The organism is Caulobacter vibrioides OR37, assembly GCF_000372645.1.
Lineage (GTDB): Bacteria > Pseudomonadota > Alphaproteobacteria > Caulobacterales > Caulobacteraceae > Caulobacter > Caulobacter vibrioides_E.
Genome location: NZ_APMP01000011.1, coordinates 60,997 through 85,408, shown reverse-complemented (window position 1 = coordinate 85,408; position 24,412 = coordinate 60,997). Strand labels below are relative to the sequence as shown.

13 protein-coding genes are annotated in these 24,412 nt (G+C 67.8%); 4 read left to right on the top strand and 9 right to left on the bottom strand.

The genetic code is table 11. The annotated features are described in order from the left end of the window. Window positions 1-2: 2 nt before the first annotated feature. Both OR37_RS10855 and OR37_RS10850 read left to right on the top strand, forming a co-directional pair. Window positions 3-1,169 (top strand): acyl-CoA dehydrogenase family protein, encoded by a 1,167-nt coding sequence (locus OR37_RS10855; protein ID WP_004619550.1) that lies wholly within the window; start codon window positions 3-5, stop codon window positions 1,167-1,169. A 35-nt stretch (window positions 1,170-1,204) separates the two neighbouring features. Next, the gene (locus OR37_RS10850; RefSeq protein WP_235046569.1) at window positions 1,205-1,957 is read left to right on the top strand and encodes an FAS1-like dehydratase domain-containing protein; all 753 of its coding nucleotides are present in this window, start codon (window positions 1,205-1,207) and stop codon (window positions 1,955-1,957) included. 3 nt (window positions 1,958-1,960) lie between these two features. On the opposite strand, the gene OR37_RS10845 is transcribed toward OR37_RS10850, so the two are convergent. From OR37_RS10845 to OR37_RS10825, 5 genes are all read right to left on the bottom strand, one after another. Beyond that, window positions 1,961-4,396: an FkbM family methyltransferase gene (locus OR37_RS10845; RefSeq protein ID WP_035017252.1), complete on the bottom strand. Its 2,436-nt coding sequence runs from the start codon at window positions 4,394-4,396 to the stop codon at window positions 1,961-1,963. Beyond that, window positions 4,375-6,393: an O-linked N-acetylglucosamine transferase, SPINDLY family protein gene (locus OR37_RS10840; protein WP_004619544.1), complete on the bottom strand. Its 2,019-nt coding sequence runs from the start codon at window positions 6,391-6,393 to the stop codon at window positions 4,375-4,377. Before OR37_RS10840 ends, OR37_RS10845 begins: the two co-directional genes overlap by 22 nt. Window positions 6,394-6,537: 144 nt before the next feature. Continuing rightward, window positions 6,538-13,947, bottom strand: a complete 7,410-nt coding sequence (locus OR37_RS10835; protein WP_004619541.1) for a beta strand repeat-containing protein — start codon at window positions 13,945-13,947, stop codon at window positions 6,538-6,540. Window positions 13,948-14,317: 370 nt separating this feature from the next. Further along, the gene (locus tag OR37_RS10830; RefSeq protein ID WP_004619539.1) at window positions 14,318-16,630 is read right to left on the bottom strand and encodes a glycoside hydrolase family 3 N-terminal domain-containing protein; all 2,313 of its coding nucleotides are present in this window, start codon (window positions 16,628-16,630) and stop codon (window positions 14,318-14,320) included. Window positions 16,631-16,727: 97 nt separating this feature from the next. Beyond that, entirely contained in the window at window positions 16,728-17,528 is an 801-nt protein-coding gene (locus OR37_RS10825; RefSeq protein WP_004619538.1) for a DUF2306 domain-containing protein, read from the bottom strand. Window positions 17,529-17,641: 113 nt separating this feature from the next. Here OR37_RS10825 and OR37_RS10820 point away from each other — a divergent pair, with 113 nt between their 5' ends. Continuing rightward, window positions 17,642-18,661, top strand: coding sequence for an AraC family transcriptional regulator (locus OR37_RS10820; RefSeq protein WP_004619536.1), 1,020 nt, complete (start codon window positions 17,642-17,644; stop codon window positions 18,659-18,661). Window positions 18,662-18,878: 217 nt separating this feature from the next. On the opposite strand, the gene OR37_RS10815 is transcribed toward OR37_RS10820, so the two are convergent. Next, the gene (locus OR37_RS10815) at window positions 18,879-20,210 is read right to left on the bottom strand and encodes a sugar MFS transporter (RefSeq protein WP_004619534.1); all 1,332 of its coding nucleotides are present in this window, start codon (window positions 20,208-20,210) and stop codon (window positions 18,879-18,881) included. Between the two features lie 174 nt (window positions 20,211-20,384). Here OR37_RS10815 and OR37_RS21810 point away from each other — a divergent pair, with 174 nt between their 5' ends. Beyond that, complete coding sequence (locus OR37_RS21810; RefSeq protein WP_004619533.1) at window positions 20,385-20,549, top strand: hypothetical protein; 165 nt, start codon at window positions 20,385-20,387, stop codon at window positions 20,547-20,549. Here OR37_RS21810 and OR37_RS10810 read toward each other — a convergent pair. From OR37_RS10810 to OR37_RS10805, 3 genes are read right to left on the bottom strand one after another with little or no spacing between them, the layout of a single operon-like run. Further along, window positions 20,519-22,447: a hypothetical protein gene (locus OR37_RS10810; RefSeq protein WP_004619530.1), complete on the bottom strand. Its 1,929-nt coding sequence runs from the start codon at window positions 22,445-22,447 to the stop codon at window positions 20,519-20,521. The genes OR37_RS21810 and OR37_RS10810 overlap by 31 nt on opposite strands. Then, window positions 22,444-22,881, bottom strand: coding sequence for a GtrA family protein (locus tag OR37_RS20750; protein WP_004619527.1), 438 nt, complete (start codon window positions 22,879-22,881; stop codon window positions 22,444-22,446). Before OR37_RS20750 ends, OR37_RS10810 begins: the two co-directional genes overlap by 4 nt. Before the next feature lie 2 nt (window positions 22,882-22,883). After that, window positions 22,884-24,386, bottom strand: coding sequence for an NAD(P)/FAD-dependent oxidoreductase (locus tag OR37_RS10805; RefSeq protein WP_004619526.1), 1,503 nt, complete (start codon window positions 24,384-24,386; stop codon window positions 22,884-22,886). Window positions 24,387-24,412: the final 26 nt, after the last annotated feature.

The following is a 24,412-nucleotide window of genomic DNA, read 5'->3' as shown; positions in this document are numbered from 1 at the left end:
GCATGTCCATCGCCGCCGACCCCGAACTGATCGAAGCCCTGCGCCAGACCGTGCGGGCGCTGTGTCGCGACTTCCCGCCGGCCTATTGGCGCGGCCTGGATCGCGAAAAGGCCTATCCGTCGGACTTCGTGGCCGCCATGACCCGCGCCGGTCTGCTCGGCGTCCTGATCCCCGAGGCCTATGGGGGCGGCGGCCTGGGCCTGACGGCGGCGGCGGCGATCCTCGAGGAGGTCCACGCCAGCGGCGGCAACGCCGCGGCCCTGCACGCCCAGATGTACACCATGGGCACGGTGCTGCGGCACGGTTCGACGGCGCAGAAGGAAACCTGGCTGCCGAAGATCGCCGATGGCTCGATCCGCCTTCAGGCTTTCGGCGTCACCGAGCCGACGGCCGGCACCGACACCACCTCGATCTCGACCTTCGCCCGACGCGAGGGCGACGCCTATGTCATCAATGGCCAGAAGGTCTGGACCAGCCGCGCCGAGCACTCGGACCTGATGGTCCTTCTGGCCCGCACCACGCCCAAGGACCAGGTCGCGCGCAAGGCCGACGGCCTCTCGGTGTTCCTGGTCGACATGCGCGAGGCCAGGGGCAAGGGCCTCACGATCAAGCCGATCGCCACTATGCTCAACCACGCCACCACCGAGGTGTTCTTCGACAACCTCGTGATCCCGGCCGACAGCCTGATCGGCGAGGAGGGCAAGGGGTTCCGCTACATCCTCGACGGCATGAACGCCGAACGGATCCTGATCGGCGCCGAGTGCCTGGGCGACGCGGCCTGGCTGATCGGCAAGGCGCGAGACTACGCCAACGGCCGCGTCGTGTTCGGCCGCCCGATCGGCCAGAACCAGGGCGTTCAATTCCCGATCGCCCGCGCCTACGCCCAGACCCACGCCGCGCGCCTGACGATCTATGACGCCGCCGCGCGCTATGACGCCGGCCAGCCCTGCGGCGAGCAAGCCAATATCGGCAAGATGCTGGCCTCGGAAGCCTCGTGGGCCGCCGCCGACATGTGCCTGCAGACCCATGGCGGATTCGGCTTCGCCGAGGAGTACGACGTCGAGCGCAAGTTTCGCGAGACGCGCCTCTATCAGGTGGCGCCGATCTCGACGAACCTGATCCTGGCCTATGTCGCCGAGCACGTGCTCGGCCTGCCTCGGTCCTACTGATGGACGGGGTGGGTCGCCAACGGCGGCGAACGGCGGTGCTAGCCGCCGGAGACTTGGCGCGCCTGGGCGCGGTGCTGGACCGTCCCCGCGTTCCGCTGGAGGTTCCGCCCGCCTGGCATTGGGCGTGTCTGGCCGAGCCCACGCGCCAGGCCGATCTGGGCCCCGACGGCCATCCCAGACGCGGTCTCTTCATCCCGCCTATCGCCGCGACGCGCCGGATGTTCGCGTCGGGCGAGATCACCTTTTCCGGCCCGCTGCGCGCGGGTCAGGAGACCGAACTGGTCGAGACGATCGCCAGCGTCGAGGAAAAGGCCGGCGCCAGCGGCCCCCTGACCTTCGTCACCGTGGACCGCGCGCTGAGCCAGTCCGGAGCCGTCCGCCTCAGCGAACGCCAGACGATCGTCTTTACCGACGCCCCGCCGGCGCCTCGGACTCCGGACGAAAGCGAGCCGCCGACCGCCGAGTGGAGCCGCGAGACCGCGACCGACCCCGTGCTACTGTTCGCCTTCTCGGCCGCGACCTCGAACACCCATCGTATCCACTACGACCGCGCCTACGCCACCGAGGTCGAGGGCTATCCCGACCTGGTGGTCCACGGCCCGCTCATCGCCCTGCTGTTGCTGGAGGCGATGCCCGCGCGGCCCGTCCGGCGGTTCTCCTTCCGGGCGCTGAAACCGACCTATGTCGGCGAGACCGTCTTGGCGCGCGGACGCTGGATCGACGGCGGCGCGGCGCTTTGGGCCGAGGTGCAAGGCGCCGTGGTGATGAGGGCGCGGGCGAAATTCTAGCCCCTACTCCTCCAGGGTCGACGTATCGAACCCATGGTACAGTGACAGGAACCGGAACGGGTGCCCCGGCACGTACTGGCTGAACATCACATTGTTGATGTCGCTGTTCGTGTCGAACAGACCGATCTTCACGTCCGGCGCGCGCAGCGCCACGTGATGACGCGCCAGGTTCAGAGCGACCTGATCGATCCAGCGCGTCACGGTCTCGCGCGACAGACGTTCGTCCAGATAGGCGCGCAGCCAGTTCAGGAAGGTCGCCGTCGCCGGGGTCGGCCGGGCCAACAACAGGTTGGCGGTGATGCGCGAGCCGGCCTGGGTGTTGGCCTCGTTCTCGTTCAAAACGAGATCGGCGTCGGCCCAGCGCTCCAGAAGGTCGGCGACGCCCCGTTGGAGCAAGAGGTCGATGTCGGACACGAACACCGGTCGCCGCAACAGGTCGAGCAGGCCGCCCAGACGCTGGAACCGCACCGACTGGTAGTGGGCGACCGGAATGTCCATCAGGCCCTTTGGCGGCGCCTCGTAGCACCGCGTGGTCACGGCCGAGGCGTCGAAGTCGTCGCCGGTGAAGACGATGCGCGGATCCGCGATCCGCACCGTCGCGGCGGCCTCGGCCAGCCGGTCGGCGCCGCCGATCACATGGATCACCACCAGGAACGGCGTGTCGCTGAACTTGAGCACCGACAGCGCCAGCCAACGGGCATAAAGCTCGACATAGCGGGCGTCGGCGGCGGCGAAGAACACCACCCGCGCGTCCAGGGCGTCGGCGTGAGCCTTCAGACCCTCGGCGTCCAGGGTCTGGCCATCGCCGGTCAGGAAGACCGCAGGCGCTTCGGCGGGCGGCGGCGGGGTCGGGGCGGCAAGGCCCGCGGCGGTCAGGGCCTCCAGCACGATGCGGTAATGGATCACCCAGCCTTCCCATTCGGGCGCCGGCGGCTCGACCTCCAGAGCCTCGGCTTCGGCCAGCAGAGCCTCGAACAGCGCCAGCCGATCGGGCGACAGAGGCTCGCACAGGATCAGGCTGACGGCGTCGTGGTAGAATTTCAACCGGCCCAGCGCGTGCAGACCCGGATCCGGGTCGCGGGCGGCGGCGACCGTCTGAGCCAGCTCGGCGGCGATCGGCGAAGCCTCGGCCGTCTCGGCCTCCGCCGCCGCGTCGGCGGTCACGCCCTCCAGGAAGCCTCCCAAGAGCGACAGGGCCTCGTCGCGAGGCGGCAGGCCGCCCTCCCCGCCCAGGACCTCGAACCGCAGGGCGCCGCGCCAGCCGACCTGCAGCTCCAAGCGATCGGGACGCTGCCGCCATTCCGCCTCGCCCGGATAGGTCAGGTGCTCGATCAGCGGCGTCTTGGGAGCCAGGACAAGGGTGTCGCCATGGTGGTCCAGAATCCAGCCGTGATGGGCGTAGCCGCGATGCGGCCCTTCGATCTTCATCAATTCCAGGAAGCGCGAGGGCGCCGTCAGCCAGCCGGCCTCGGCCAGCAGCGGCAGGCGTCGCAATAGGGTCAAGGGCCGCGCCAGCAGCTGCGCCACGTGCGGGACGACGACATAGTCGAAGCGCCCCTCCCGCGCGACATGGTCCAGGATCGCGCGATAGGCGTCCGGATCCGAAAGGTCGCCGGGGAAGTCGGCGCCGGGCCCGCCCAGGACGGCGTCGCGCAGATCCTCGGGCCATCCCGGCGGACCGCCGCCGATCAGCAGGATGCGAAACTCCGGATCGCGGGCCCGGCGTTCATAGAGATGGCCGATCAGCCCCGACAGATCGTGCAGCGACGTCAGACGTCCGGACTGCTTCGGCCGCGCGGCGCGACGCTTGAACAGCACGTCCATCTGCAGAAGGCCGCCTTCCTGGACGTCCAGCAGCCGGTGGAAGTCGGTGACGTCGACGGGCGCGAAGCCGAGCGCGTCCATCTGCTGGAACACAAGCTCGGCGGGCGCGCCGCCCTCGTTGAAATTGACGACCGAGATCTCCAGCAGGATGTAGTCGGCTTGGCGCAGCACGGTCGCTCCGCCGCGCAAGACGTCCAGTTCGGCGCCTTGGGTGTCGATCTTGACGAAGTCGAAGCGGCGACCGGCGAACAGGTCGTCCAGCCGGGCCTTCGGCACGGTCTTGCGGATCAAAACTTCGTCGCGGAAGTACTCGGTGGTCTCGCGATAGATCGACGCGCCGGTGGACTGGAGCCATTCCTTGGTCAGGTGAAGCTCGGCCTCGCCGTTCTCGTCGGAGGCGGCGACCATGTGCCGCTCGTAGGGCGTGCGGGCCAAGGCCTCCTCGCAGAACGGGTTTGGCTCCACCAGGGTCGGCAGGCAGTCCGGGAAGACCTGCAGGAAGTTGCGCGTGAAGCTGCCCAGGTGCGCCCCGACATCCAGCAGCGTGCGCGGAGCGTAGCCGTCGAACCTCAAGGCCTCCAGCCGCGGGCGGTTCACCGGTCGCCGCCTTCCCAGAGGCGGCCGTCGGCGGGCATGGCCTTGATCCGCTGCCGCAGCTCCAGCTCGCGGCGGTACAGGCCGTGCAGGTCGGGCTCGGCCTGACTCTCGCGGTCGTCCCGGTCCAGGCTGACGCCAATGTCCAGATAGGTCGCCAGATTGGCCAGGTTGGGCCGCGGTCGAGCGCCGGCCTGATGCTCGGCGATCATTTCGCCATACAGGTCTTCCAGCTTGTCGGCCAACAGGTCCATGTCGAACAGCACGCAGCTGTCGCGGTTGGCTTGCAGCGTCGCCCGCAGGGCCTTGGCGCGCTGGCGATCGGCGCCGATCTCGACGGCCTTTTCGACATAGGCCCGCGCGCTGTCCACCACCAGTTCGGGCAGGCCCGCGCTGCGCACCAGGCTGCCGCAGACCCGCGAGGCGAAGCACCGCCCCGACCAGGTCAGCACCGGCACGGCCATCCACAGCGCGTCGGACGCCGTCGTGTGGGCGCCGTAGGGCGTAGTGTCAAGGAAGAGGTCCGCCAGCGCGTAGCGCGCCAGGTGATAGGCGTTCTGGAGCTTCTGGGCGAACACCAGCCGCGTGCGGTCGACGCCCCGCGCCTCGGCCGCGTCGCGCAGGCGCGCGTTGGTCTCGGGATTGCTGTCGAGAAGCCACAACACGCTGCCGGGCGTGCGCTTGAGGATCTCCATCCAGCGATCGAAGACGTGGGGGGTGATCTTCTGCGTGCCGTTGAAGCAGCAGAACACGAAGCCGTCCTCGGGCAGGCCCGCCTCGGCGCGGGTCGGAACGGTCTCGTCGACCTTCCGGCGGCGGTCGTTGGGCTGATAGCAGGGAATGCGCCGCACGGCCTCGGAGTAGTAGAGCTCCATCTCCGGCGGAATGATCCAGGGATCGGCGATGATGTAGTGATGATAATCGCTGCCCATGGTGCCGGGATAGCCCAGCCAGTTGACCAGGATCGGCGCGGGACGGCGGGCGAAGACGGCAGTGCGGGCGTCGCGCGTGTGGCCGTTGACGTCGACCAGGATGTCGATGCCGTCATCGACGATGCGCTGGACCGCTTCATCATCCGACATCGGACGAATGTCGATGAAGTGCTCGACCGCGGCCCGGATGCGGGTGTTCAGGCCGTCGCTGGACTCGGGCCCGCAGTAGTAGGCGAAGACCTCGATCTTCTCGCGGTCGTGCACCTCGAACAGCTCGGCCATCAGGTAGCCGACGGCGTGGTCGCGAAGGTCCGAAGAGATATAGCCGATGCGCGGACGACGACCCGTCAGGTCGATCGGCGCGTCGCGACGATCCTGACGGACCTGGTCGGGCGTGACCTTGGCTTCGCGCTCGATGAAGGCGTTGGCCGCGCCCAGTTGCAGCAACGGATCGTCGGAATAGGCCGCGACGGACAGCGGATTGACGCCCAGCAGCAGCGTCTTGCGATCGACGCGATCGTTGGGCGCTAGCGCCGGCCATTTGCACTGCGCCAAGCGGTTGGCGACCAGCTGGCCGATGACGTCCATCTGACGCGGATCGAGGTCGGCGGCGCGTTGCAGCGCAAGCTCGGCGCGAGCCGTCTGATGCATGTCGCCCAGCACCCGGGCGATCTGCTTCAGGCAGGTGAAGGCATAGCCGACCGAGACCCCGCTCATCACGCCTGGACGATTGGCTCCGGCCTCCCAGGTGGCGATCGCCATCTCCTGCAGGCCCGCCCGCTCCTGCAAGCCGCCCAGATTGATGTAGGCGGGCAGGAAATCGGCGTTCTGGGCGATGGCCGCTTCCAATGAGGCCGCCGCGCCGGTGTTGTCGCCCAGCGCCGACTGCAGAACGGCCCGGTTGAAGTGCGCTACGCAGAGCTGCGGATGCTCTGGATTGAAGCGGATCCAGATCTTATAGGCCTGGTCGGCCAGGGCGGGCTGTCCGAGATCTCCCAAACGAACGGCGATCAAGATCGCGTCGCCGAGCGAGGCGCCGTCGGCGGTCAGTGTACTGAGGAGGTTCAGCGTGTCGACGTCGGCCATAGTCTTCCCGAAACCGATGAGCGGAAAACACGTGATGGGGTGCGAGTCAGCCCCTCGCGATCATGGCATGAGCCGACGATCCCGACCAACGGTCGAAAGGGCGCCGCCGTCCGCGCGGCGAGGCGCGGACGGCGATCATCAGGGTCAGATGACCTTCAGGTAGGAGGCGACCTGGGCGTCGCTCAGGCTTTGCACCTGGGTCTGCGTCAGGGCGGCCGCCTGGGTCTTGCTCATCTGCTCGATATTGGTGGTCGAGAGATAGTCCAGCTGGGTGGTCGTCAAGCCAGACAGCTGCGTGGCTTGCAGCTGGCCGATCTGGGTCGTGGTGAAGCTGTTGATCACCGTCGTCGACAGCGCGCCCAGCTGGGTCGAGGCCAAGGCCCCGAGCTGCGTATTGGCCAGGTCGGCCACATCGGCGCTGGTCAGGCCCTTCAGCTGCGTCGTCGTCAGGCCCATCACCTGCGTGGTCGACAGCGCCGCTGTCTGGGTGGCGTTCAGCGCCGAGATGCCGCTGGAGGAGATGGCCGCCAGTTGCAGGATGCTCAGCGCCGCGACCTGGGTATTGGCCAGCTGCCCGACATTGGTCGTCGTCAGATTGGCCAGCTGCGTCGTCGCCAGACCCTTCACCTGGGTCGTGCTGAGCGAGCCGACCTGGGTGTTGTTCAGCGCCGTATAGGCCGTGGCCGTCAGGGCGCCGATCTGGGTCGAGCTGAGAGCGTTCAGCTGCGTCGTCGACAGCTGTTGAGCCTGGGTGGAGGCCAGGGTCGAGATCTGCGAGGTGGTCAGCGCGCCGATCTGGGTGTTGCCCAGCTCGCCGATATCCGTCGTCGTCAGACCCTTCAGCTGATCGGTCGTCAGGCTCTTGACCTGGGTGGTCGACAGGGCCGCCGTCTGCGTGGCGGTCAGGGCCGAGACGTTCGTCGCCGAGAGCGCCGTCAGCTGGCTGGTGGTCAGGGCGGCGACCTGGGTGTCGGCGAATTCGCCGATATCCGTGGTCGTCAGGCCCTTCAGTTGATCGCCGGTCAGCCCCTGGATTTGAGTTGCGTTCAGCGCCGCGACCTGGGTGCGGCTCAGCGCCGAGAAGCTGGACGGCGCCAGCGCGCCGATCTGGGCCGCCGAAAGCGCCGCGACCTGGGTGTCGGCCAGTTCGCCGACATCCGTGGTCGTCAGCCCCTTCAGCTGGGTGGTCGTCAGGCCCTTCAGCTGGGTCGAGCTCAGCGCCGCCATCTGGGTGGTGTTGAGGTTCGAGAAGCCCGTCGGCGTCAGCGCCCCCAGTTGGGTGGAGGTCAGCGCCCCGACTTGGGTGTTCGCGAGGTTGCCGATGTTGGCCGTCGTCAGGGCGCCGATCTGGGCCGTGGTCAGGCCCTTGATCTGGGTCGAGTTCAGCGCGCCGATCTGGGTCGCGTTCAGCTGGGTGATGTTGCCGGTGGCGATCGCGCCGATCTGCGTGGCCGAGAGGCCGCCGATCTGCGTGGTCGACAGTTCCTGCACCTGGGTCGAGGCCAGGGCGCCGATCTGGGCGGCCGCGAGGGCCCCGATCTGCGTCGCCGAGAACTCGTCGATGTCGGTGACCGACAGGCCCTTCAACTGCGTCGCGCTCAGCGCCTGCACCTGGGTGTTGCTCAGCGCCGCGACCTGGGTGTTGGCCAGGGCCGAGATATTGGTCGCCGACAGGCTCTTCAGCTGATCGGCGGTCAGGGCCGCGATCTGCGTGGTCGAGAACTCGCCGATATCGGTCGTGGTCAGGCTTTGCAGCTGGGTGCTGGCGATGCCCTTGACCTGGGTCGCCGACAGCGCCGCGACCTGCGTCTGGCTCAGCGCGGAGAAGGCGGTCGGCGACAGCGCGCCCAACTGGGTCGAAGCCAGCGCCGCTACCTGGGTGTCGGCCAATTCGCCGACATCAGTGGTGGTCAGCCCCCTAAGCTGGGTCGCCGTCAGCCCCTTGATTTGGGTCGAGCTTAGCGCCGCGACCTGGGTCCGGTTCAGGGCCGAGAAAGCCGTCGGCGACAGGGCGCCGATCTGGGTCGAGCTCAGCGCGCCGACCTGGGTGTTCGCCAGTTCGCCGACATCCGTGGTCGTCAAGCCGCCCAGTTGCTGGGTCGTGAGGCCTTGCACCTGTGTGGTGGTGAGCACGCCGACCTGGGTCGCGTTCAGAGCCGAGAAGTTCGTGGCCGAGAGCGCGCCGAGCTGGGTCGAGCTCAGTGCGGTGATCTGGGTGGTCGACAGCTGCTGCACATTGGCCTGGCTCAGCGCCGAGACCTGAGACGCGGCGAGCGCCGCCACCTGGGTGGCCGCCAGTTCGCCGATGTCGGTCGTGGTCAACCCTTGCAATTGGCTCGTCGTCAGACCAGCGATCTGGGTCGTGGACAGAGCCGCGGTCTGGGTGCTGCTTAGCGCCGAGATGTTGGTCGCCGACAGGCTCTTCAGTTGGTCGTTCGTCAAAGCCGCGACCTGGGTCGTCGAGAACTCACCGATGTCGGTGGTCGTCAGCCCCTTGAGCTGATCGGCCGACAGGCCCTTGATCTGGGTCGCGCTCAGCGCGCCAACCCGGGTGGTGTCGAGCGCGGAGAACGCCGTCGGCGTCAACGAACCGATCTGGCTGGCCGTCAGGGCCGAGACCTGGGTCGTCGACAACTCGCCAACGTCGGTGGTCGTCAATCCCTTCAGCTGCGTCGTCGTCAGCCCCTTGATCTGGGTGTCGGCCAAGGCCGCGACCTGGGTCTGGTTCAGAGCCGAGAACGCGGTGGCCGACAAGGCGCCGATCTGGGTGGAGGCCAGCGCCGCGATCTGGGTGTTGGCGAAATTGCCGACATTCGTCGTCGTCAGGGCGCCCAGCTGCGAGGTCGTCAGACCCTTGACCTGGGTCGTGGAGAGGGCCCCGATCTGCGTCGCGCTCAGCCCGGTCACATTACCGGTCGTCAGAGCGGCAATCTGAGTGGACGAGAGACCGCCGATCTGGGTGGTCGACAGCTCCTGGACTTGGGTTGAAGCCAAAGCGGTGATCTGGGCCGCCGAGAGCGCGCCGACCTGGGTCGCGGACAGTTCATCGATGTCGCTGACCGACAAGCCCTTCAACTGAGTCGTGCTCAGCGCCTGCACTTGAGTGCTGTTGAGCGCGGCGACCTGGGTGTTGACCAGGGCCGAAATGTTCGTCGCCGAGAGGCTCTTCAACTGGTCGGCTGTCAGGGCCGAGACCTGGGTCGTCGAGAACTCGCCGATGTCGGTGGTCGTCAGACCCTGAAGCTGGCTCGCCGTGAGGCCCTTGATTTGCGTCGCCGAAAGCGCGGCGACCTGGGTCTGGCTCAGGGCCGAGAAGGCGGTCGGCGACAGCGCGCCGACTTGAGTCGAGGCCAGGGCGGCCACCTGGGTGGCGGCCAGTTCGCCGACGTCGGTGGTCGTCAACCCCTTCAGCTGGGTCGCGGTCAGGCCCTGGATCTGGGTCGAGGACAGCGCCGCGACCTGGGTCTGGCTCAGGGCCGAGACGCCGGTCGCGCTCAGGGCGCCGATCTGGGTCGGCGACAGCGCCCCAACCTGGGTGTTCGCCAGCTCGCCGATATCCGTGGTGGTCAGCCCCTTGAGCTGGTCGGCGGTCAGGCCCTGGATCTGGGTCGTGCTCAGCGAGCCGACCTGGGTGGCGTTCCAGGCCGAGAACTTGGTCGCGCCGATGGCGCCGATCACCGTCGAGCTGAGGCCCGAGATCTGCGTGGTGGTCAGGTTCTGGACGTTCAGCGCGGCGACCTGCGTCGCCGCCATGGCCGCGATCTGGGTATTGGACAGGTCGCCGATATCCGTCGTCGTCAGACCCGCGATCTGGGTCGTGGTCAGGCCCTTGATCACGGTCGAGGACAGCGCCGCCGTCTGGGTCGCGTCCAGGGCCGAGACGTTGGTGGCCGAGAGGCTCTTGATCTGGTCCGCCGTCAGCGCGCCGATCTGAGTGTCGACCAGTTCGCCGATGTCGGTGGTCGTCAGACCCTTCAGCTGGTCGGCGGTCAGGCCCTTGATCTGCGTGGTGTTCAGCGCGCTGACCTGGGTCTGGGTCAGCGCCGAGACCGCCGTGGCCGTCAGGGCGCCGATCTGGTTCGCCGTCAGGCCGCCGACCTGGGTCTTGGACAGCTCGCCGATGTCGGCCGCCGACAGGCCCTTCAGCTGAGTGGATGTCAGGGCCTTGATCTGGGTGTCGGTGAGCGCCGTGACCTGCGTCTGGTTCAGGGCCGAGACATTGGTCGCCGACAGCGCGCCGATCTGGGTGCCCGTCAGCGCCGCGACCTGGGTGTCGGCGAGCTTGCTGATATTGGTCGTCGTCAGCGCCCCGAGCTGAGCGCTGGTCAGGCCCTTGAGCTGGGTGGACGACAGCGCCCCGATCTGGGTCGCGTTCAGCAGCGAGATATTGCCGGTGGCGATCGCGCCGATCTGGGTGGCCGACAGACCGCCGATCTGGGTGGTCGACAGCTCCTGCACCTGGGTCGAGGCCAGGGCGGTGATCTGAGCCGCCGAGAGCGCGCCGATCTGGGTGGCCGAGAGTTCGTCGATGTCGGTGGTCGACAGCCCCTTCAGCTGGGTCGTCGACAGCGCCTGCACCTGGGTGGTCGACAGAGCCGCGACCTGGGTCTGGCTCAGGGCCGAGACGTTGGTCGCCGACAGACTCTTCAGCTGGTCGGCGGTCAGCGCGGCGACCTGGGTGTCGGCCAACTCGCCGACGTCGGTCGTCGTCAGACCCTTGAGCTGGTCAGCCGAAATGCCCTTGATCTGGGTGGTCGACAGCGCGGCGACCTGCGTTTGGCTCAGCGCCGAGAAGTTGGTGGCGCCCAGGGCGCCGATCTGCGTCGCGCCCAGCGCCGCCACCTGGGTGCCGGCCAGTTCGCCGACGTCCGTCGTGGTCAGCCCCTTCAGCTGGGTGGCCGTCAGCCCCTTGATCTGGGTCGCGTTCAGCGCCGCCACCTGGGTCTGGGTCAGCGCCGAGAAGGCCGTCGACGACAGCGCGCCGATCTGGGTCGCGCTGAGGGCCGCGACCTGGGTGGTGGCCAGTTCGCCGACGTCAGCCGCCGAAAGCGCGCCCAACTGCTGGGTCGTCAGCCCCGAGATCTGGGTGCTGTTCAGCGCGGCGACCTGGGTGCTGTTCAGGGCCGAGACCGCCGTCCCCGACAGAGCGCCAAGCTGGGTGGAGCTCAGGGCGCTGATCTGGGTGGTCGATAGCTTCTGCACGTTGGTCACGGACAGCGCCGCGATCTGCGAGGTCGCCAAGGCGGCGACCTGGGTATCGGCCAATTCGCCGATGTCGGTGGTCGACAGACCCTTGAGCTGGTCGACGGTCAGACCCTTGATCTGGGTGGTCGACAAAGCGGCCGTCTGGGTGGCGCTCAGCGCGGAGATATTGGTGGCCGACAGGCTCTTGATCTGGTCGGCCGTCAGGGCGGCGACCTGGGTGTCGGCCAGCTCTCCGATGTCGGTGGTCGACAGGCCCTTCAGCTGGTCGGCGGTCAAGCCCTTGATCTGGGTGGCGTTGAGCGCCGCGACCTGGGTGCGGCTCAAGGCCGAAACATTGGTCGCCGACAGGGCGCCGAGCTGCGAGGCGGTCAGGGCGGCGACCTGGGTATCGGCCAGCTCGCCGACGTCGGTGGTCGACAGGCCCTTCAGCTGGGTCGCGGTCAGGCCCTTGATCTGGGTGGCGTTCAGGGCCGAGATCTGGGTCTGGCTCAGGGCGGAGACGTTGGTCGCCGACAGGGCCGCCAGCTGCGAGGCGCTCAGAGCCGCCACCTGGGTATCGGCGAGGTTGCCGATGTTGGTCGTGGTCAGCGCCCCCAACTGGGCCGTCGTCAGACCCTTGATCTGGGTGGTCGTCAGAGCGCCGACCTGGGTGGCGTTGAGCAGCGAGATGTTGCCGGTCGCGATCGCGCCGATCTGGGTCGAGGACAGCCCGCCGATCTGCGTCGTCGAGAATTCCTGCACCTGGGTCGAGGCCAGAGCGCCGACCTGGGCGGCGGACAGGGCGCCGACCTGAGTGGCCGACAGCTCGTCGATGTCGGTGGTCGTCAGGCCCTTCAGCTGGGTCGAGGTCAGGGCGCCGACCTGCGTGCTCGAGAGGGCCGCGACTTGGGTCCGGCTCAGGGCCGAAACATTGGTCGCCGACAGGTTCTTGACCTGATCGGCGGTCAGGGCGGCGACCTGCGTATCGGCCAGCTCGCCGATATCGGTGGTGGTCAGACCCTTCAGCTGGTCGGCGGTCAGCGCCTTGACCTGGGTCGAAGACAGGGCCGCGACCTGCGTCCGGCTCAGGGCCGAGACGCCGGTGGCGGTCAGGCCGGCCACCTGGCTCGCGCTCAGGGCGGCGACCTGGGTGTCGGCCAGCTCGCCGATATCCGTCGTCGACAGACCCTTCAGCTGGGTCGAGGTCACACCGCGGATCTGGGTGGCGTTCAGCGCCGAGACCTGCGTCTGGCTCAGGGCCGAGAAGGCGGTCGGCGACAGCGCGCCGATCTGGGTGGACGACAGGGTCGCGATCTGGGTGTCGGCCAGCTCGCCGATGTCGGTGCTGGTCAGAGCGCCCAGCTGAGCGGTCGTCAGGCCTTGAATCTGGGTCGTGCTCAGCGCGCCGACCTGCGTGGCGTTCAACGCCGAGAAATTGGTCGCGCCAAGGGCGGCGATCTGGGTGGAGCTGAGGACCGACAGCTGGGTCGTGGCCAGCTGCTGGGTCTGGGTGGCGTTCAGCGCGCTGATCTGCGAGGTGGCGAGCGCGCCGACCTGGGTGTTGGCCAGCTCACCGATGTCGGTGGTGGTCAAGCCCTTCAGCTGATCCGGCGTGAGACCCTTGATCTGGGTGGTCGAGAGCGCGGCGACCTGCGTCTTGCTCAGCGCCGAGATGTTCGACGACGACAGCGCGCCCAGCTGCGCGGCAGACAAGGCGCCGACCTGCGTGGCCGACAGCTCGCCGATATCGGTGGTGGTCAGACCCTTCAGCTGGGTCACGTTCAGGTTCGTGACCTGGGTCGTGCTCAGCGACGCGACCTGCGTGCTGCTCAAGGCCGAAACGCTGGCGGCGCTGAGCGCGGCGAAGCTGGCGGCGGCCAGGGCGGCCACCTGGGTGTTGGCCAGCTCACCGATATCGGTGGTGGTGAGGCCCTTGGCCTGGGTCGCGGTGATGCCCTGGACCTGAGTCGTGCTCAGCGACCCGATCTGCGTGGCGTCGAGACCGGAGAGGTTGGTGGCCGACAGGGCGCTCAGCTGGGTCGAGCTCAGAGCCGAGATATGCGAGGTGTCCATCGACGCCAGTTGGGTCGAGGTCAGGGCGGAAACCTGCTGGGTCGACAGCTGGGTCAGCTGAGTGACGTCAAAGCTGACCGACGTCGCGAACTTCGGGATCTGGGTGGCGGTGAGCGCCTTGACCTGGGTGGTCGAAAGCGCGGCGACCTGGGTGCTGGCGAGCGCGCCAATGCCGGTCGCGCTGATCGCGGCGATCTGAGTGCCGTTGAGCGACTGGATTTCGGTCGTCGACAATCCCTGGATCGCGGTGACCGACAGGGCGCCAATCTGGGCGGCGGAAAGGCTCGAGATCGACATTCATCCATCCTTGCTGGGCGGACGCGATCCGGAGCGCGCCCAAAGCCAACGCGGAGACGCCCCCCAACGCAAGCGCCCCATTCAGCCACACCACGGCCTCAATTTCGTAACCTTATTTCCTTTCCAACACCTTTCAACGGGACATGCGGACGCAGCGTCAGGTGGAGCGGAAAGACTCGGTCCGAGCCGTTGCCGGCGGGCTCTGGAATTGCGGAAAGCCAAGAGAAGTCAAAGGTTAAGTCGAGCGAAGACCACGCCCTGCCTTGACGCCGCTTCGCCTCTGCTCGTCTTATCGAGCCATTAACAACCCGAGACGAAACGTCGCGGCGCGCCACTTTGGCGGGTTTATAGCCGCACCCTGATTCGGATCTCAGGTCGGCGGCGCCAGTAGTTCGAAGCTCAGCGGAAGACCGTCCACGGATGAGTTGGCGACATAGACCTCAAACATCCCAGGCTCGGCGATCCAGTAATTGTTATCGCCGACAAACATCAGGTTTTGTCGCGCCAGATCGAACCGCACTTCCCGCTCGGCGCCCGGCGCCAGCGATACGCGCTGGAAGCCCTTAAGCTCGCGCACCGGCCGCGTGCGGCTGGCCACGCGGTCGCGAATATAAAGCTGTACGACGTGGTCGCCGTGGACCTGGCCGGTGTTCTTGACCTTGACCGTGACGCGCAGCGTGTCGTTCCAGCCCAGGCTTTGCGTGGAGAGCTTGGCGTCGCTGAGCGCGAAGCTCGCATAACCGAGGCCGAAGCCGAACGGATAGAGCGCCTCGTTGCGGATCGAGCGCCAGCGCGACTTGTACTCCTGGGCGTTGGGATCGGCGGGCGCCGGTCTCCCGGTGGTGCGGCCATTGTAGAAGAACGGCTCCTGGCCGCTGTCGAGCGGAAAGCTGACCGGCAGTCGGCCCGAGGGATTCACCGCGCCGAAGACGACGTCGGCCACGGCGTTGCCCATCTCGCTGCCCAGGAACCACGTCGCCAGAATGGCCGGCGCGTCGCGGACGACACCTTCGAGCTGGATGGCGCGGCCATGGCGCAGCAGGATCACCAGCGGCTTGCCCGTGGCGGCGACCGCCTCGGCCAGACGCATCTGGACCGGCGGAATGCGGATATCGGTGCGGGACTTGGCCTCTCCCGTCATGTCCTGGCTCTCGCCGATGGCCAGGAGCACGATGTCCGCGCTCTGGGCCGCGGCCACCGCGCGCTCGAAGCCGCCGGCGATCGTGGTCTCGACCTCGCAGCCGCGCTCGACGACCAGACCGTTCGGATCGGCCATCTGGGCGCGTAGGCCGCTGGCCAGGTCGACGTTCAGGCGGCGGTCGGCGAAGAACCCTCCCCAGGCTCCCAGCACGTTGTCGCGGTCGTCGGCGAATGGACCGATCAGCGCCAGCCGCTTGCCGGCCTTGGGCAAGGGCAGCAGATTCTGGTCGTTCTTCAGCAGCACGATCGATCTCGCGCCGGCCTCTCGGCTCAACGCGCGCAGGGCCGGCGTGGCGGTATGGGTGCGCTCGGCGTTGGGATCCAGCGAGCGGTACGGATTGTCGAACAGGCCGATCGCTTCCTTCAGCGACAGCACGCGGCGCACCGCCGCGTCGACGATCTCGATCGGCACGGCGCCCGACGCGACCAGCTCGGGCAGGTAGCGGATATAGAGCCCGCTCTGCATGCTGATGTCGACGCCGGCCAGGATCGCCAGGCGCGCGGCGTCGCGATCGTCGGCGGCGACTCCGTGGGCGACCAGTTCCTGGTCGGCCGTATAGTCGGAAATCACCACGCCCTTGAAGCCCCACTCCCCGCGCAGCATGTCGGTGATCAGGCGCTTGTTGGCGGTCGAGGGCACGCCATTGATGTCGTTGAAGGCGGTCATCACCGTCTGGGCGCCGGCGGCGAACGCGGCCTGGAACGGCGGCAGGTGCACCTCCCGCAGCGTGGCCTCGGACAGTTCGACCGAATTGTACTCCAGACCCGCCGTCACAGCGCCATAGGCCGCGAAGTGCTTGGGCGTGGCCAACATGCTGTCATCGGCCTTGAGGTCCTTGCCCTGGAAGCCGCGCACCCGGGCGGCGGCCAGGATCTCGCCCAGGAACACGTCCTCGCCGGAGCCCTCGGCCACCCTGCCCCAGCGTTCGTCGCGCGCGACGTCGACCATCGGTGCGAAGGTCCAGTGCAGGCCCGAAGCCGACGCCTCTAAAGCGGCGGCGCGCGCGGTGCGCTCGGCCAGATGCGGATCGAAGCTGGCCGCCTCGGCCAGCGGGATCGGGTAGACCGTGCGGAAGCCGTGGATCACGTCGGCGGCGAACAGCAGCGGGATCTTCAGGCGCGAGCCCTCGACCGCGGCCTTCTGAGTGTCCAGCGCCGCCTGGGCCCCGACGCCGTTCATCAGCACGCCGATCCGCCCGGCCTTGATCTCGGCGGTCAGGGTCTGGGCGTTGCGGATATTGACCAGCGGGTTCATGTCGCCGATCGGCGGCCGGATCATGTCGGCGAAGCACGACAGCTGGCCGGCCTTCTCCTCGATGGTCATCTGGGCCAACAGGGCCTCGACGCGACCGGAGGCGCGGCCGGCGGGCTCGCGCGCCCAGGCCGGACCGGTGACGGCGAGGCCCGCGACCGCTGCGGCGCCCGACAGGAAGCCGCGCCGGCTCGGCCCGACCGGGCCGCCGTTGGTCGTGTTCAAAGCCATCGAGAATCCCCCGGACGCTTACGAGGCCGGCAAACTCGCCGCTAAAGCGCCCGGAAGCAACCGCGCTCGCCCATTCGGCGGCGGCGCCAGGTTCGGCTCAAAGACTGGGCAGCCAGAGACCGACCACGGCCAGCACCCCTCCCGCCGCCGTGGCCAGGGCCGCCACCGCCATCACCCCCGCCATCGCCAGCGCGGCCCAGGGCCCGCCTCGCTCGCGCGCCAGCAGGTAGAGCTCCAGCACCGCCAGCGGCAGCAGCACGTGCGCGAAGGCCAGGAAGATATCGAAGGGCCCATCGAACGCCTTGGTGTGGCCGACCGGCCCGCCATGAGCGGTGAACCACAGCATCATGCCCAACCGATAGAAGAACACGCCCAGCATCAGCACGAAGGTTCGCAACGCCCAGCGTCGGTGAGCTTCGAACCGCCGCGCCATCGCCAGACGCAGGGCCTGGGTCGCGCAGGCCGTCAGCAGCACCGCGTTCAGCGTATTGCCGATCGCCATGTAGACGCCGGCCACCGCCCCGCGCGTGAAGGCGATGAACACCCCCGATCCCGCGATCGCATAGGCCACCGCGACGAACACCCGGCCGTTCCATCGGTGGAAGCCGGGCGCTCGCGTCCGGATATCGGGGATCAACTGCAGGGCGGCCATGAAGGTCACGAACGTCGCCATCAGCAGATGGACGCCCAGCGCTAGGTTTCCCGAGACGTCGCCAGGCGTGTAGCCGTGCCCCTTGGGAAGCATCACGTTCCAGCGGTCCCAACGCCCCGTGACCGCGCCCACGCCGTAGAGGCCGACGATATACATTCCGAACGCCCAAAGCCCGGCCATCAGAGCGACGAACCAGGCCACGGTCGTGGTTCTCAGCGCCTTGGCGGCGATCTTCTCCATGCTCATTCTCGCTCATTCCCGTCGTTCTCCCCTCTCGCTTTAGAGATCGAGCAGGAAGCGAGCCATGACGCCTGGCGACACGAACTTGACCTCCGCGATCACCCTGATACCGCTCGACCATGGTCAGCGCGGAGATTCAGGCGACGGTTTCAGGCGGGTTCTTCGGGGCCCTGCTGGAATTCGCCGTCTCGCTGGGCGCCGACCGCGAGACGCTCTTGGCGCGCGCCCAGGTGACATCCGACGATCTGGCGGATCCGGACGCCCGTATCCCGTTGTCCGCCTACAAGGCGCTCTATCGCGCCGGCGAAGCGCTGACCGGGGAGCCGGCCCTCGCTCTGAAATTTCCAGAGGCCACGCGCTTCGAGCACATCTCGATTGTTGGCCTGATCTGTCAGTCGGCCGACACCATGGGCGGGGCGTTGAAGCAGCTAAACCGCTTCTCGCGGCTGGTGGTCGAGGTCGATGGGGTTTCGGACGGTCCGCGCTTCCAACTGATTTCAAAGGACGGCGAACTCTGGCTCGAGGATCGTTGCGCCAACGCCGACGACTTTCCCCAGTTGGTCGAGGCGGCGCTTGGTCGCTTTGTCTGCGAGATGGCCCGCCACTATCCCGATTTCGCGTTCGTCCGCGCGGTGTGCCTGACTCGTGAACGGCCCGCCCACGCGGCCGAGTACGAACGGATCCTGCGCGCGCCGGTCACGTTCGGCGCGGCCTGGAACGCCTTGCGGATCGAACCGACCTGGCTGAGCCTGCGGATCCACCGGCCCAATCCCTACGCCTTCGGCCTGTTCAACAGCCGCGCCGACCAGCTGCTGAAGAGCTTGATCGCGTCCAAGACCAGCCGAGGCCAGGTCGAGGCCCTGCTGATCCCCCTGCTCCACACGGGCGAGTTGGCCATGGCCGATATCGCCGCGAGAATGGGCCTGTCGCGTCAGACCCTCTATCGCCATCTCAAGCGCGAAGGCGTCAGCTTCGACCAGGTGCTGGACGCTCTCCGCCACCGGATGGCGCTCGATTACCTGGAACAGCTGTCGGTCAACGAGACCGCCTATCTGGTCGGCTTCTCCGAGGCCAGCGCCTTTTCCCGGGCGTTCCGGCGCTGGACGGGCACCAGCCCTCGCGCCCGAAAGGCTTCCTAGAGCGTGATAGCCGAAAGTGTAAGCGGTTTCGGCGGTTATCACGCTCTAAATATTTGATTTAGGGCCTTATTTCTCCGCTCGAATGATTCCATTCGAGCGGAGAAGGCTCTAGGCGCAAGCTAGGGGCAAGAAGCGCGAATAGGAAACGCGCTTCTTGCGCCAGGTTCTTGTTTTCGCACGGCCTTGGCGGAAAGCCGGCGCGCGGTGCTCTAGAGACTCAATGCACGGTCTGCGCGGCGTCGAGACCGTCGATGGCCTTGGCCGGCTCGCGCGCCGACCAGCCGAAGGCGGCGATGACCAGATAGCAGACGGCCGGAACGAACATCGCCAGGCCCAGGCTGCCGATGTGGTCGGCGGTGAAGCCGGTCACCGGCGGGATCACCGCTCCGCCGACGATGGCCATGCAAAGCAGGCCCGAGGCGGCCGGGGTCTTCTTGCCCATGCCGTCGATGCCCAGGGTGAAGATGGTCGGGAACATGATCGAGTTGAACAGGCCCACCGCCAGCAGGGCGTAGCCGGCCGTCACGCCCGAGGTCAGGGCCGAGGTGGTGATCAGGGCCACGGCGACGAGGGCGCAGCAGGTCAGCACCTTGCCGGGCGAGACGCGGGCCAGCACCACGGAGCCCAGCAGACGGCCGACCATGGCCCCGCCCCAGTACCAGGACAGCATCTTGCCGGCGGCCGACAGCGACAGGCCCAGCGTGCTGGGCTGCGCCAGATAGCTGGTCATGAAAGTGCCGATCGACACCTCGGCGCCCACATAGACGAAGATGCACAGCACCGCGAAGGCCAGGCGCTTGTACTTCAGAAGGGCCAGCATCTCGCCCAGGCCGGCGGCGGCCTCGGCCTGCGGGGCCTTGTCGTTCTTGCGCAGGACCCAGAACAGCAGTGCCAGGACCAGCAGTCCCGAGGCGATGATCATGTAAGGCGTCTGGACGGCGTGGGCCTGGGTGTGGCGCAGCGCTTCCAGCTGGGCCGGCGACAGCACGGCCGCGTCCGGCGCCTTCTCGATGTGCTTGAGGATCAGGGCCGAGCCGACGAACGGCGCCAGATAGGTGCCGAACGAGTTGAGGAACTGAGCGAACGTCAGGCGGCTGGAGGCCGTCTCGCTCTTGCCCAGCAGGGCCACCAGGGGATTGGCCGCGACTTGCAGCAGGGTGATACCGGAGGCCAGGATGAACAGCGCCCCGAGGAAGCCGTAGTACACGCCGGTATTGGCGGCTGGCGCGAACAGCAGGCAGCCGACCATCATCACGACCAGCCCGACGACGACGGCGCGCAGATAGCCCAGGCGGCTGAGCACCCAGCTCGACGGCAGCGACATCAGGAAATAGGCGCCGAAGAAGCAGGTCTGGGTCAGGGCGGTCTGGAAGTTGTTCAGCTTGAACAGCGACTTCAGCGCCGGGGCCACCAGATCGACCAGACAGGTCGAAAAGCCCCAGGCGAAGAACAGAAGGATGACAAACGGCAGCAGCACGCCGCCTGACTTGCCCGCGCCATTTTGACCTGTCTCGCCCGAAGGCGCGACCGCGCCGCCCATGCCCGCCATCGCCCGACGTCTCCCTAGTGCATCGTTACCGAGTCCGTCTTAGCGCGGACGCGGCCATTCACCGGATGCGTGACAACGTTGTCAACAAAATCTTGCTTGGGAGCCGCCCCGGAAACGCCGCTGGAGGAACCGATCGTTCTTCCGTCCGCTTGTTCCAGCGAACAGGAGATCCGCATGTCGGTACTGGCGATCCTCATGATTTCGGGATTTTTCGTGCTCGCGGCGATGGTCGGCCTGGCGGACGCTTTCCTGCATCTGATCCTGTGGATCATCGGCCGACTGAGGACGCCGAAATCCGAGCGGCCGGTTCAGCCCCCCGCGCAGGGGATCACCGCGTAGCGCGGAGCGATCAGCCAGCTATTGCCCCCGATATTGCCGACCAGTTCCAAGGCGTAGGGCGCCTTGGGCGTCCAGTCCCGAGCCTGAAGACCTTGGTCCAGCGCCGCCGGCGTCCAGCGTGGCCAGACGATCCAGGCCGGCGCGTCCTTCGCCGCGCAGAAGGCCCGCACCTGATCCAGCCTGGGCGCGGGCGGCCTCGTCGGATCCACGCTGAGCGGCCGCATCCAGTCCTCGCCCACGAAGCCGGCGGCGCGCAGCCGGCCCACGCGGTCGCGCAAACCCATCGCCAGCGGCCGGGAGAACACCACCCCGGCGCTCTGCACCTTGCTGGCCCAGCTGGGGCGTCCGATCAACTCCCAAGGCTCCATGTCCCCGACCAGCCAGAGAACCTCGCCTGGCTTCCCGGCGGTCATGGCCGCCAGCGCGGGATCAAGGCCCTCGTCGCGATGGCGGACATAGTCCGAGCGGTCGTCCCAAGTCAGGGCCGCGAGCCCGCCGATCGCGACGACCGCGAGGATGGCCAGCCCCGGCGAAGGCGCGCGCCAACCGCGACCGATCCATAAGGCGATGACCGTGGCGACGACGAGACCGGGCGCGACGCTGTTCCAGACGAGCCCCTGGCTGAAGGGCCAGGCGGCCGGCATGTTCGAGAGGGCGTGAAGCAGCCCAAGGCCGCGCACGGCGCCATAGAACGCGATCGACAAGGCCAGAAACCCGATCGCGATGCCGGTGAACAGCTTGGGCCGGCTGAACACCAGCCTGTCGCCCAGCAGCGCCAACAGAAGTCCGACCGGCGCGAAGATCAGACCCAGGTCCCCCATGTCCCGGAACAGCCAGGCCGCGACGAGGAAGGACAGGCTCAGCCAGCCGGCGGGACCGCGCCGGGGCAGCTCGATCGCCAGCAGCGCCAGGCAGATCGTCGAAAGCACCGCCATCGGCTGTAGCATCCGCCAGGTCTGGACTTGCAGAAACAGCAGCAGCGAGAGGCGATCAGCCAGGATCTCCACGGCGGCGACGCCCACGAGGCCGGCGATCAGCGCGCCCAGCGCCAGGCGACGCGGCGCGCCGCTCAGCAGCAGGGCGCCCGCCCCGACCGTGCAGGCCTGAGCGGCCATGCGGCTCCAGGCCTCGGGCTTCCAGAACGTCGGGAAGAGGACGGGGCTGCGCGCCTCGACCACCGCGCGCCAGTCCGGATCCATGACGGTGACGATCCGCTCGGCGACCGGCAGATGCAGCAGGCCCGCGACGGTCAGCAGCGCCAGGCCGGCCAGACCGGCCCAAAGCCAGCGGCGGTCCTCGACAGACATGGCCATGGCGATGGCGGCGGCCGAGCACAGCCCCATGATCGGATGGAACACCATGCCAAGGCCGCAGACCGCCAGGGCCAAGAACCGCCGGCCGGAGAGATAGACGCCCATGCCCGCCAGGCCCGCAGCTTCGGCCAGGCCGCGCGGCGTCGCCAGCGGCTCGCCGAAGCTGATCACGTCCATCGGGCCGTACAGCGGCGGCAGCGCGACCAGGAAGACCAGGGCGGCCCAGCGCACGGCTGGCGGACGATCGGCCAGCAGTCGCCGGACCAGGAAGGTCGCGGCCGCGAACCACAGCAGCAGGGTGACGACGACGATGGCGAGGGTCCCGGCCTGCAAGCCCAGGCCCTGGATCAGCTTGGACAGCATCGGCGTGTAGAGGCTGAACCCGAACTGGCCGTCGTTGACGAACATCAGGTCCTTGCCGATGTCGCCCCAGCCCGCCTTGGCCATGGCGTCGGCGACGTACAGCCGCGCGTCATGGCGCACGCCCTGATAGGGCCGGCTGAGCAGGAAGAGGCCGAACGCGGCCAGAATCCCAAGCCACGGCCCCTTGATCAGACCCTGGAGACGTTGGCGCGACGCGATCACGGCTGGATGGCGGGCGAGCGCTCGGCGCGGAACAGCAGCGCCTTGCGGACGACGAAATTGAAGACGAAGACGATCCCGGCCGTCGGGATCTTGGCCAGCCCCGGCCCCATATGCAGTCCCCCGACCCACAGCGCCATCAGCCCCTGGGTCAGGACCAGACCGGCCAAGCCCACGGCCAGAAAGCCGGCGAACTCGCTCCGGCGGTCGGCGACCGCGCGATGACGGAAGACCACGGAGACCGACAGGACGTAGGTGACGGCCATCCCGCTCAGGAAGCCCGTCGCCGACGCGACCAGGTAGTTCACGCCGAGGCGTGTCAGCAGCAACAGCAGGCCCCAGTCCAGCCCCAGCGCCAGGGCGCTGGCGAAGCCGTAGAGAACGAGCTCGCGCAGCCCTTCGGGCAGACGCCTCCAGAGCCGCGTCAGCTCGTCCATGATCAGGCGGCGACCTTCTTGGGGACCGCGCGTTCGCTGCGCAGGGCCTCGCGCGCGCCCGAGACGCCGGCTTCGCCGTACTCGGCGTCCTCGTTGACCTCCCAGACGTCGTGGATCAGCTCGCCGGCGATGATGTTCTCGGCGGTCAGGACGCCGGTCATCATGGCGTGGTCCTGATTGTTGTACTTGTGCATCCCGTTGCGGCCGACCAGGTGCAAGCCCGGGAAGTGCATCTTCAGATCCAGGCGGATCATCTTGATGTGCTCGGCATAGGCGTCGTCATAGACCGGATAGGCCTTGTGCTGACGCACCACGCAGGCGTCGTAGACGTCGGCCGGGTCCATCAGGCCGATCTTGCCGATCTCGCGCTTGGCCTGAGCGACCAGTTCCTCGTCCGAAGCGGTCCACAGCCCGTCGCCCTCGAAGCAGAAATATTCGAGGCCCAGGCAGGTCGAGACGCCGTCCGGGATCATTTCCGGCGACCACGAACGGAAGTTCTGCACCCGGCCGACCTTCACCGACGGATCGTGGATATAGATCCAGTTGTCCGGCAGTTCCTTCTGCGGCTTGCCGATCAGCACGACCGTCAGGAAGTCGCGGTACATCAGCTCACCGGCGTGGAACAGGCTGATCGGGGTCGGGCTGATGGCGCTCATCAGCTCGCGGATCGGAGCCGAGGAGACGACGTCGTCGGCGGTGTAGATTTCCGTCTTGCCGTCGTGGCTGGTGACAGAGACCGTCCAGATCCCGGCCAGCTTGTCATAATGCAGGCCGTCGACCTTGCGCCCCATGCGGACCTCGCCGCCCAGGGCGGTGATCTTCTCGGCGCAGGCCTCCCACATCATGCCGGGGCCCTTGCGGGGGTAGCGGAAGCTCTCGATCAGGGTCTTGGGCGAGCCCTCCCCGGTCGCCTTGGCCTTGACGCCCAGCGAGCGCTTCAGACCGTCGATGATCGCCGCGCCCAGGTCCAGGCCCTTGATGCGCTGGCTGGCCCAGTCGGCCGAGATCTCGTCGCAGCTCATGCCCCACACCTTCTCGGTGTAGGTCTTGAAGAAGATCGAGAACAGCTTCTCGCCGAACTGATTGCGGACCCACTGGTGGAAGGTGGTCGGGTTCTCGATCGGGTTCAGCTTGGCCCAGCCGAACGAGGCCATGCACTTGGTCGCCGTCCAGACGCCCAGATTGGCCAGGGCCTCGAAGGCCTTCAGCGGATAGGCGTAGAACTTCTCGCGATAATAGATGCGCGACAGGCGCGGCCGGTCGATGAAGTCGTCGGGCAGGATCTCGTTCCACAGGTCGACGATCTCCTTGCTCTTCGAGAAGAAGCGGTGGCCGCCGATGTCGAACTTGAAGCCCTTGTAGTCCACGGTGCGGCTGATGCCGCCCACATAGACCGGGTCCATTTCCAGCACGGTCACGCCGCGCCCGGCCTTGGCCAGGGTGTAGGCGGTGGTCAGGCCGGCCGGACCGGCGCCGATCACCAGGGTTTCAACGTGCTGGGCCATGGCCCCCCTCCAAATGCCGCTTCTGG